Genomic DNA, 10,593 nt, shown 5'->3' with positions numbered 1-10,593 from the left:
GAGAAACGGGGGTCACGTCAGCGGCAGTTCAAATGTACCGAGGATCAAGCAGGCAGACGACTGAAAGCTGCTGCAACAGTCAGTTATAGGATTCGCCGCATCAACACGTTGGCTCGCTAAGAGACACCAAACGAGCAGGATTAAGGTGGCTCCGGGCTCGACGGGCAGCCCGAGCATGCCTGCCTCAACAGAAGGCCTCCACTCCAGCCGACGACCGAGTGTAAGCCTGCCGGTTCGCAGGCGTCTTACCCTTCAGGCAGCGCGCTGGTGCCAGCCAAATGACCGATTGGGGCCCATTGCCATGAGTACGAAGACGAAGACGAAGACGAAGACGGAAGTATCGGAAAAATCCACCTACAAGGCAGACCTAAAGGCGGCTCAAATTCAGCTGACCCGCCTGCAGAACCAGATCATCCGGGACGGCCTGAAGGTGCTGGTAGTGCTGGAAGGCCGGGACGCCTCAGGAAAGGATGGGGCGATCAAACGGATCATCCGCCATCTCAGCCCTCGCGAAACCCGGGTGGTTGCGCTCGATCCCCCTTCTGATCGTGAGCGGCGCGCCTGGTATTTCCAGAGATATGTGGCGCACCTGCCAGTGTCGGGCGAGATGGCCCTGTTCAACCGCAGTTGGTACAACCGCGCCGGCGTCGAACACGTCATGGGTTTTTGCACCGACGAGGAATACGAAGAATTCCTGATCACCACACCGTTGTTCGAGAACCTCCTCGACCATTGCGGCGTCAAACTCATCAAATACTATCTGGACGTCTCCAAGGATGAAGAACGCCAACGCCTACGCGCGCGGGCGGAGGATCCCTTGAGCCAGTGGAAGAAGAGCGACATTGATCGTGTCGCGATCAAGCGATGGGACGACTACACCGCCGCGCGCGACGTCATGCTGGCCCGCACCAATTCGCTTATCTCGCCCTGGACCATCGTCAGGGCCGATGACAAGCGCGCCGTACGGGTGGCGCTCATTCGCGACTTGGTCTCGCGCTTCGAGTTCGAGGGAAAGGACAGCCCGCCGGCCGATCCTATGGTCATCTCGAACTATCACGACCCCGACGGGCTGGCCAAGTAAGACGGCGCTCGTGCCATCCTGTGCTCTAAAGCCAGCCGAGTCGCTGGCGCTGTCCAGTTCGCTCGCGCGCCCCGTGCGGCTCGGCGCGGACCGATATCTTTGGCCCCTCGCGCTACTTCGGCCGACCCAAATGACTGTCGGCTGGCGCGAAGTTGCGGAAAAACGCCGACGAGGCCTCGGAACCGCGGCAAGGAGCGCCCCGGCAGTGATCGGCCCAAAGGGCAGCGCCTATGTCCTAGACTGTCACCATAGCTTGTGCGCCCGACAACAGCAGGGCGAAACGGTCGCAGCGGTTCATATTGTTGAGGACCTGCAGCACCTGCCTCACGCTGCTTTTTGGCGACGGATGGATCACCTTGGTTGGTGCCGACCTTATGATGCCAACGGCCAACGGCGCGCTTTCCGCCACATGCCAGAACGCTTGGTGGAGCTTGGAGATGATCCTTTTCGAAGCCTGGCCAGCGCCCTCCGCCACCAGGGTGGATTTAGCAAGTCCGCAGGCCTCTTTAGCGAGTTCCGCTGGGCCGATCACCTTCGAACGCACATTGCTCAGGCGCTAGTGGAGCGAGATTTCGAGACGGCAGTTGAGACCGCGCTGCAACTTGCTCGCCGCCCGGAAGCCGCTGGCCTTCCTGGTTCCTTTGGGTAGACAAAAGGATCGAAGATTTTTCCATTGAGGAGGTTTGCCCCTTTCGCGAGAAAGGGCGCACCAGTAAGCTTGGCAGTGCGTCAGTGTTCAGGTGGTGCGAGAATTGTTGAAGACAATGCCGAGTGACGAGTCAGATTTTTCGTTGGATGACGCCAAAGATGTGGCCAATGTCACCGACGCCGCTGTGCGACAAGAATTGGTCGAATGCCATCGCGCTTTTCTGATGTTCCTGCGCCGGCGCGTCAGCAATCAAGCGGACGCCGAGGAAGTTCTGCAGGACTTCATGGAACGTGCGCTGAGGCGCGCCGGCGACCTGCGAGACATCCAGTCCTTGCGTGGCTGGTTGAGCCGGGTTCTAGCCACCACGCTCATTGACCATTATCGTCGGACGTCGCGCCGCAAAGAAACGCTCCGCGAACCCAGTGAGATGGAAGATTTTGTCGGCGAACCCGACGACGAAATTGACGCGGCCGTTTGCCACTGTCTCTATCGACTCCTGCCGACGATCAAGGCGGATTATAGCGACCTTATTTGGCGCATCGATCTGCTTGGTGAGCCGCGCGATCAGGTCGCCGTGAGCGTTGGACTCAACTTGAACAACGTCAATGTCAAACTCCACCGCGCCCGCCGGGCGCTCAAGACTCGCCTGGAGGATGTCTGCCTGACCTGTCCGGAGCACGGTTACCTAGACTGTCAGTGTGACACGGGTCAGCACATCCACGACATCCGCCAAGGAAATAGCCGGGTCGAGAAGATTAGTCAGTCATGAAAGACCCTACACCGCGCTAATCATTCAACAACCGCTTCCCCACGCATATACCGCACCGGTCGGGAAACTTCAACGGCTCGATCTGTTGGTCATGTGGCACGGAATCGGGAACCTATGACCTGAACGATTCTGATGGCTCTGCCAGCCCAAGCTTTATCTGCCCGGTAAGCCGTTCCGCGTCAGGCTCATGGCATGGCAAAATCGACCAACCCGTTCCGCTGGTTTGACAGTTCGCCCGAGGTGATCCGCCTCGTGATGCTGATGTAGGTTCTTTAATTGAGGCAAGCAGTTTCTGGATCGGCTTAGTCGTCCCTGGAGGTCCCGTCAGCCCAAACTTTAGTCGCTCGGTAAGCCGTTCCGCGACAGGCTCAACGCCCTGAACGTGTTGGTGATGGACAGCCCCCGGCGGCGCAACCTGGCGGCTGAAGGGATAAAAGATCATTTGCACCGGCACTGCGGCATGCGGCCGCAGTGCCGGCTATCCTTGGGGGCAGACGGCCGGCGGTGCGTAGAACCTAGAGAAAACTGATCGGTCGAGACCGTGCCCGATGGCATGGCCATCCGGCGGTGATCATTGGAGACACCTCATGACCAGAACCCGAATTTCGTCGCTCGCCATCGCCGGTCTGCTGGCTGCGCTGGCGTCCGGTCCCGTCGCCGCCCAGACCGCGCCTCCGGCGGCCAACGCCCACGCCGCCCACGCCGCAGCAGCCCAGGCGGCACCTGAAGCGCCGGCGACGAACATGTCGGCCTGTCACAGCATGGCCGGCGTGGATCATTCGTCCATGACGAGCGAGCAACGGGCCGCGATGATGGAACGACATCGGACCATGATGGCCACCCATGGCGCGGCCTCGGCCGATGGAGCCGGTATGGCAGGCATGGCGGGTATGGATCATTCGTCCATGACCCCCGAGCAGCGAGCCGCGATGACGGAACGACATCAGACCATGATGGCCGGCATGGACCATTCCAACATGTCGAGCGAAGAGCATGCGGCGATGAAGGCGAAGCACGAGGCCATGATGGCGGCCTGTGCCGGCGGTATGGCGGGTATGGACCACGGTGCGAACGACCCGGCCCCAGCCGCCGCGGCTGAACCGGCCCACCAGCACTGAGGCCAGCGCCCGCCGCCGGCCTTCGGGTTAGCGGCGGGTCCGTTTTCTGCTCTAGCGCGCGCTCATCAGTTCGTCAGCGATTGCCGCGGTCGGCCCTGTCAGCCCAAACTTTATCCGCCCGGTAAGACGGCTCGCGCCAGGCTCATGGCATGGCCAAATCGACCAACCCGTTCCGCTGGTTTGACAGTTCGCCCGAGGTGATCCGCCTCATAGTGCTGATGTACGTGAAGTACCCGCGTTCGCTGCGAAACGTGGATCGCGAGGACGAGGTGCTGGAATCCTTTGTCACGCGGACCAGAGACAAACCCGCAGCGCTGAAATTCATCAAGAAAGCCATGAAGCGTCACGGCCGACCCAAGGTCGTCGTCACCGACAGGCTCCGCTCATACAAGGTCGCGATGAAGCAGCTGGGGAACGCTGAAAAGCAGGTGCTCGGCCGTTGGCTCTGCAACAGGGCAGAGAACTCACATCTGCCGTTTCGACGACGAGAACGGGCCATGCTCCGCTTCCGGCGGATGAAGACGCTGCAAAGTTCAGCTCCGTCCACGACGCCTTCTACAACCACTTCAACCAGGACCGCCACCTCATCAGCCGAGACGATTTCAAAGCCCGAAGCACGGCCACCTTTGCCGAATGGAACACGCTCGCCGCCTGACGATGAGCTCCCTGCCCTAGTTGTGCCCGGTGGAGACAAGTTAGCGTTGAACTGACAGCGCCCACGAGTGCGCCAGTCCGTCGCGACGTCAGCGCCCCCCACCAGGGTCCTGTCCTTCTGGGCCCGGACCGCATCAGTGACCCGTTTGCCGATGACGCCGTATCCTTTCACGGCAACCCGGGTTGGTCTGATCATAGCGACTTCATCTTCTGTGAGTTCACAGAACAGGAGATGAAGCAGCCACGCCTTGATGCACATCAAGGCGTGGCTGTGCCGACGCATGCAAGTCTGCAATGATGGATGAGACGGAATGTCCGACGCATACGATCAAAGACACGACATCGTGGATGGATCGTCGCGGATGTTGACCGCGGCCATCTTCGACGTCGATGGCGTCCTGCTCGCATCGCCTCATGAGCGCGCGTGGCGTGAGGCGCTTGCCGGCTTCGCCGAAACAGAGCGCTTCACGACGGCGATGTATCAGTCCCAGATCGCGGGCAAGCCACGACTCGACGGCGCTCGATCGGCGCTTGAGGCCCTGGGCGTGAACAACGCCGGGCGCCACGCGGTCGCCTATGCAGAACGCAAACAGGCTCGCCTCGAGGAACTAATGCGGACCGGCGGGATCGAGGCCTTCCCGGACGCCCTGCGCTTCATCGAGGCGGTCGCCGCCCTCGGCTGGCCCGTGGCCGCCGCCTCATCGTCCAGAAACGCCACCGAAATGATGCGATCAATCCGCCTGGGCACCGGCCAAAGCCTGCTGGATATCTTCCGCGTGAATGTCTCCGGTCGAGAGGTGAAGCACGGCAAGCCGGACCCGGAGCTTTTCCTGATCGCGGCCGACGAACTCGGCGTGTCGCCGACCCGGTGTCTGGTGGTCGAAGACGCTCCGGCCGGCATTCAGGCCGCTCGCGCGGGCGGCATGGCGGCGCTCGGCGTGGCTCGACTGGGCGACGCGGATCAACTGCGGACGGCAGGTTCGCATCTTGTGGTCGAAACCCTGGACGAGATCGCGCTGGTCGATCTTGCGCAAGGCCGGCTCAAGGCTCGGACACCGTGAAGGAACCAGGGACCATGGAACAGACGCTTGAACCAACAGCGGACGCTGCATGGGTTCTTGTTGACGATGGCTGCGACGCGCTCCGGGAGAGCGATCGCGAAACCCGCTTCACCGTCAGCAACGGTTTCCTGGCCGCCCGGGCCTCTCGGGCGATCAATCAATCACGGCAGCGCATCGCTCCGCCGAGTACCTATGTCGCCGGGCTGTTCGACACGCGCGATATCGAGCGCCCGGTGCCGGAACTGGTCCCCGCACCGGACTGGCTTCAGATCCGCGTTTCCTTGCCGGGAGGCCCCCTTATCCAGCATTTCGGGCCCGGGCCGTCGCATCCTTTGACACTCGATATGCGCAGAGGCCTGCTGCTCACCGAATGTCGCCTGGTGGAAGGGTCGGCCGTGAGCCTCCGCCTGCGCCTGCTACGACTGGCCTCACAAGACCAGCGAGCGCTGGGTCTGCAGTTGCTTCACCTGGAGACCGACGAGGGCGAGACCGAGATCACGCTCGAAGCCTCCATGGACGGGTTCGATAGCGATCTCACGTCCGAGCGTCTTGAGCACGAGTTCGGCGTCTGGCGCACCCATCTTTCCGGAAAAGGCCTCGCCATGTCCGCCGCCGTGGCCTTGCGGATCGACGGCCAGACACTTCTTCCGACCGTGCTCAGCCCGTTCAGATGGTCCTGGACCTGGAGAACGCGACCCGGACAGGTCGTCTGCTTCGACCGGCTGGTTGCTCTGGCCCGAAGTGATGCTCCCGATCAGGACCCAGGCGAGAGGGCGCGGAATGTTCTCGATGGCGCTCGGACAAAGGGCTGGCGTCGCGTTGTCGAGCAACACGAAACGGCCTGGTCAAACCGCTGGTCGCGCAGCGACGTCAAGGTGGAAGGTGACGGCACCGCGCAGAAGGCGCTCCGGTTCGCGGTCTACCACCTGAACAGCGCCGCCAACCCGGACGATCCGCGTGTCTCGATCGGCGCCCGGGCCCTGACCGGCGCCGACTATCGCGGGCATGTGTTCTGGGACACCGAAATCTTCCTGCTGCCTTTCTATATACTGACCTGGCCCGAGGCGGCCCGGTCTTTGCTGATGTACCGTTTCCACACGCTGGACGGCGCGAGAGCGAAGGCGGCCGACCGGGGCTGGCGGGGCGCCTTTTACGCGTGGGAGTCCACCGACACCGGCCTGGAGGCGACACCGGAGCAGGCCGTCGGTCCGGACCGGCAGATCATCGACATCCTCACCGGCGCCCAGGAACAACACATCAGCGCCGACGTCGCCTATGCCGTCTGGCAATACTGGCAGGCGACGGGCGACGACGAATTCCTGGTCGCGGCCGGCGCGGAAATCCTTCTCGAAACCGGACGCTTCTGGGCCAGTCGGGCCCAACCCGAGGCGGACGGCTTGCACCACATCCGCGGCGTCATCGGCCCGGATGAGTATCACGAGAATATCGACGACAACGCCTTCACCAACGTCATGGCGCGCTGGAACATCCGGCGCGCACTTGAGGTCGCGGCCATGCTGCGCGAGCAGTGGCCCGCACAATGGACCGCCCTCTCCCGCCGCCTCGACCTGAACGAGTCCGAACTCGAACACTGGACCGGCGTCGCGGAGACGATGGCGACCGGCCTGGGTTCGGGCACGGGCCTGTTCGAGCAGTTCACGGGCTATTTCGATCTCGAGGACGTGGACTTGTCGGCCTACGCGGGCCGCACTGTCCCGATGGACGTGGTCCTCGGACGCGAACGCACGCAGCAGTCCCAAGTGATCAAACAGGCCGATGTCGTGGCTCTGCTGGCCCTGCTGCCTGAGGAATTCGCGGGCGCCGCCGGCAAGAAAAACTACGATTACTACGAACCCCGGTGCGGTCACGGCAGTTCACTGAGCACCGCCTTGCACGGGCTCGTCGCCGCACGCCTAGGCGATGTCGAGATGGCCCTGGACTATTTCCACAGGACGGCGGCGATCGATCTCGCCGACACCAAGGTGGCGATCGGCGGCGGCATTCACATCGCGGCCCAAGGCGGCCTCTGGATGATGTCGGTCTTTGGGTTCGCCGGACTGTCGTTGCGGAGCGACGGCCTCGCCGTTGCGCCGCACTTGCCCGCAAGTTGGTCCAGCCTGAGCTTCAGCGTCCAGTGGCGAGGGCGACGCCTGAGCGTCAGGGTAGACCAGGTCAATCAGCAATTCGAAGCCTCCCTGGAAGTCGGCGAACCGATGATCCTGACCGTCGGTGGCCGACCATACCCGCTCGCTTCCGAGGCCCCCCTTATCCTCCACCTCGAGTCGCCTCCGCCTTTATCAGGTAACTGACGGTCAGCATTGTCTTAGCCGAGGTCGACGCAACGGGTAGGCGTGCGGCCGCCCCCCTTGAGGTCACGCCTCACACCGGCTTAACTTGCTCAGGACGACCATAGCCAATTCCTCGTCGGCGGCGACGACGCCCGCGGCGCGCGCTAGATGTTATTCAGGCGCGTAACGCGCGTTCTACTCAGTCGCGCTCATTTGCGTTGGCTTTTGACACCGCGCCGACAGGCGTGGCGAGCGCCCCATTGTCGAGCGTCACTGGACATCACTTTCGTTTCGCTGCAAGCGTCGCGTTGCGGAGCGAAAACAGATGAAACGCAGCGACCGCGTAACCCCGGACCAGAAGCGGCCTGCGGCAGAGTTCCCCTTCGGCGAAGATTTTCAAACCATCCTGTCCTTGATCGGGGATGGCGTGGTCAGCACCGACCAGGATGGTCGCATTATTCTGTTCAACCGAGCGGCCGAAGACATTTTTGGCTACACGATGAACGAAGTGCTTGGCTGTTCAATCGATACTCTCATTCCAACGCGTTTTCATGACCACCATCGCGAAGACGTCAAGCGCTTCTGTTCGTCAAACGCCCCGTTGCGCCGATCCATGGGGGCCGGCCGCGAAGTCCTCGGACGACGAAAGGACGGTCAGGAACTGGCCATCGAGGCGACGCTCTCTCGGCAAATGATCGGGGGGCAACACATCGTAACGGCCGTGGTCCGTGATGTCAGTGACCGGAAAACTGTGGAAAGGCAGGGTCAGGTCGTCGCGAACGAGGTCGCTCATCGCCTGCGGAACACGATGGCGGTCGTCGATTCGATCGTGACGCTCACCGCCCGAACGGCGCCGTCTGTCGCCGAATTCAAAGAGGCGCTGTTGGGGCGTTTCGCGGCCATATCGCGCACGAACGATTCCCTTATTCGCGGCTCATGGACCGAGGCCAGCGTTCGCCTTCTCCTCGAAACAGAGCTGGCCCCTTACCAGGACAGCGAGGGAAAGATCACCCTCACAGGACCGGATATCAGTATCGATGGGCAGGTCGCCGTGGCCTTGGCGCTTGTCCTCCACGAACTGGCGACAAATGCGGCCAAGTATGGCGCGCTTTCAACCTCAGCCGGGCGGCTGCGCGTGGATTGGCATATCTCGGAAGACGCACACCCAATGCTTGAACTCCTCTGGGAGGAACGGGGCGGGCCCACGGTTGTCGCACCGACGCGCCGGGGATTTGGAAGCGAACTTATCGCTCGCAGCCTTGGCCCCCATGGCGGTAAAGCCGCCTCGACCTATGCACCGCAGGGCGTCAACTGCCTCATCAGGCTGCCGTTCCGTAGCGTCAGCCGACCGGCGGACAATCCTGTTCAATGACTGCAACTCCGGCCCCTCGGCGGAGCCGATGACTTTTGCCGGCGGCGGCGCCTGGCGAGGTCAGGATGTCAGCCGGCCAGGTCCATACTCGCGAGAGCTTGCTGCAAAGCCTTTGCGGATGCACCCAGCATTGTGTTCTCCGCGGGGGACAGCGCCGGCAGCAAAATCCTCTCGACCCCGCCGGCCCCGAGGATGCACGGAAGGCTGAGGCATACATCGGCGAAGCCGTATTGTCCGGTCAACAGCGTCGACACCGGCAGCACCGCCCGCTCATCGCGCAGTATGACCTCGCATATCCGCACAATCGCGGTCGCGACGCCGAAGGACGTGTAGCCCTTTCCCTGGACGATACGGTAGCCGGCGTCGCGCACTTCCGTGGCGATCTGGTCCTGGTCGAGTTCCTGTCCCGAAGGACAGAAATCGCTTAGCGGCAGCCCTCCGACCAGGACCGTAGAGAATGCGGCCACCTCGGTATCGCCATGCTCACCCAGAACGACCCCATCAATGGACCCGGCCGCGACCCTCAGGCTCTCGGCGAGGGCTTGTTTGAGACGGCTGGAATCGAGCAATGTGCCCGTGCCGATGACCCTCGCTGCGGACAAGCCTGAGCGCCGCAGCGCCACCAGCGTCATCAAATCCACCGGGTTGGCGGCGACAAGGATGATCCCCGTGAAACCGGCCTGGACCAGTTCTCCGACGCAGGTCGAGACGATCATGGCGCTTTGCGACGCGACCGACAGGCGACTTTCCGCGCCGTGCGTCGCTGCTCCGGCAGTGATGACGGCGATCCGGGCTGTTGCCGCATCGGCGTAGCTTCCCGCCCAGATGCGCGCGGGTCTGGCAAGGGCGTTCGCATCGGAGAGGTCGGCGGCCTCGGCCTCGGCGAGCCCGGCGTCACTGTCGATCAGGACGATCTCGCGGACCAACGCGCGAAGCATCAGCGCATAGGCGGCCGTTGATCCGACGTGGCCGGCGCCGACGATCACAATCCGGTCGTGTCCGATCATCGGACCTTCCTTCCTGTCGGTGCGGCGGGTGTCGGTCTCGCCGCGCCGCCTTCCTGACCGGCGGCGCCGACGGAGAAACACTCTGATCGACTGCGGCCCTGGCTGACGCTTACGGCTGAGATGATCTCGGGTTTGATCCGGATCAGGGCGACCGAGTCGCCCGATGGGCAATAGACACTGACGCCCGGATAGCGCGAAAAAACGAGCTGGTTCAGATGCTCGATATCCTCGGGGACAGTCACCTCGTCCGCCCTGCCGGCCAGGGACAGCCCCACGGCGCCGTCCGCGGCGCTTTCGGCTCTGATCGCAACGGAAACGCGGGGATCGGCCTGAATATTCGCCAGCTTCTGACTGTCCCGTGCGGTCACGAAATACAGGTTGAGCCCCTCGTTGACGTAACCCAGCGTCGTGACCTGGGGCCATCCGTCGGGCCGGTTGACGCCCAGGCTCATCAAGCGTTCACTGGTCAAAAGGACCACCACGGCGGCGACCGCCCGCCCGTGGATGGGTGTACAGCCCGGCGTGACGTCCTGGATCGGCATCGGAGAAATTCCTCGCTGAAACACCCTTGGCCCGGCTCAGGGACAACGGCTT

Annotated in this window: 10 protein-coding genes; 8 read left to right on the top strand and 2 right to left on the bottom strand. The window is 62.8% G+C overall.

The features are described 5' to 3' along the window. Positions 1–286 precede the first annotated feature (286 nt). From ppk2 to B2U11_RS13110, 8 genes are all read left to right on the top strand, one after another. Positions 287–1,081, top strand: a complete 795-nt coding sequence (gene ppk2, locus B2U11_RS13145; protein ID WP_292072341.1) for a polyphosphate kinase 2 — start codon at positions 287–289, stop codon at positions 1,079–1,081. Between the two features lie 130 nt (positions 1,082–1,211). Next, the gene (locus B2U11_RS15765) at positions 1,212–1,730 is read left to right on the top strand and encodes a ParB-like protein (protein WP_221205261.1); all 519 of its coding nucleotides are present in this window, start codon (positions 1,212–1,214) and stop codon (positions 1,728–1,730) included. A 142-nt stretch (positions 1,731–1,872) separates the two neighbouring features. Then, positions 1,873–2,499: an RNA polymerase sigma factor gene (locus tag B2U11_RS13135; RefSeq protein ID WP_246331797.1), complete on the top strand. Its 627-nt coding sequence runs from the start codon at positions 1,873–1,875 to the stop codon at positions 2,497–2,499. 587 nt (positions 2,500–3,086) lie between these two features. After that, on the top strand, positions 3,087–3,617 hold the full coding sequence (locus tag B2U11_RS13130) for a hypothetical protein (RefSeq protein ID WP_292072337.1): 531 nt from the start codon (positions 3,087–3,089) through the stop codon (positions 3,615–3,617). A 149-nt stretch (positions 3,618–3,766) separates the two neighbouring features. Then, positions 3,767–4,327 (top strand): DDE-type integrase/transposase/recombinase, encoded by a 561-nt coding sequence (locus B2U11_RS13125; protein WP_292072335.1) that lies wholly within the window; start codon positions 3,767–3,769, stop codon positions 4,325–4,327. 255 nt (positions 4,328–4,582) lie between these two features. Next, positions 4,583–5,332, top strand: a complete 750-nt coding sequence (locus B2U11_RS13120) for an HAD family hydrolase (RefSeq protein ID WP_292072334.1) — start codon at positions 4,583–4,585, stop codon at positions 5,330–5,332. A 14-nt stretch (positions 5,333–5,346) separates the two neighbouring features. Continuing rightward, on the top strand, positions 5,347–7,641 hold the full coding sequence (locus B2U11_RS13115; RefSeq protein WP_292072331.1) for a glycoside hydrolase family 65 protein: 2,295 nt from the start codon (positions 5,347–5,349) through the stop codon (positions 7,639–7,641). A 304-nt stretch (positions 7,642–7,945) separates the two neighbouring features. Beyond that, complete coding sequence (locus B2U11_RS13110; RefSeq protein ID WP_292072329.1) at positions 7,946–8,992, top strand: HWE histidine kinase domain-containing protein; 1,047 nt, start codon at positions 7,946–7,948, stop codon at positions 8,990–8,992. A gap of 68 nt (positions 8,993–9,060) precedes the next feature. On the opposite strand, the gene B2U11_RS13105 is transcribed toward B2U11_RS13110, so the two are convergent. Continuing rightward, entirely contained in the window at positions 9,061–9,999 is a 939-nt protein-coding gene (locus tag B2U11_RS13105; protein WP_292072327.1) for an L-lactate dehydrogenase, read from the bottom strand. Then, positions 9,996–10,541 (bottom strand): pyridoxamine 5'-phosphate oxidase family protein, encoded by a 546-nt coding sequence (locus B2U11_RS13100; RefSeq protein ID WP_292072325.1) that lies wholly within the window; start codon positions 10,539–10,541, stop codon positions 9,996–9,998. Before B2U11_RS13100 ends, B2U11_RS13105 begins: the two co-directional genes overlap by 4 nt. Positions 10,542–10,593: the final 52 nt, after the last annotated feature.

The sequence above is a fragment of the Brevundimonas sp. UBA7534 genome, from assembly GCF_002479325.1.
Taxonomy (GTDB): Bacteria; Pseudomonadota; Alphaproteobacteria; order Caulobacterales; family Caulobacteraceae; genus Brevundimonas.
Note: the sequence above shows the minus strand (reverse complement) of the source record. Positions and strands in the feature narration are given on the sequence as shown.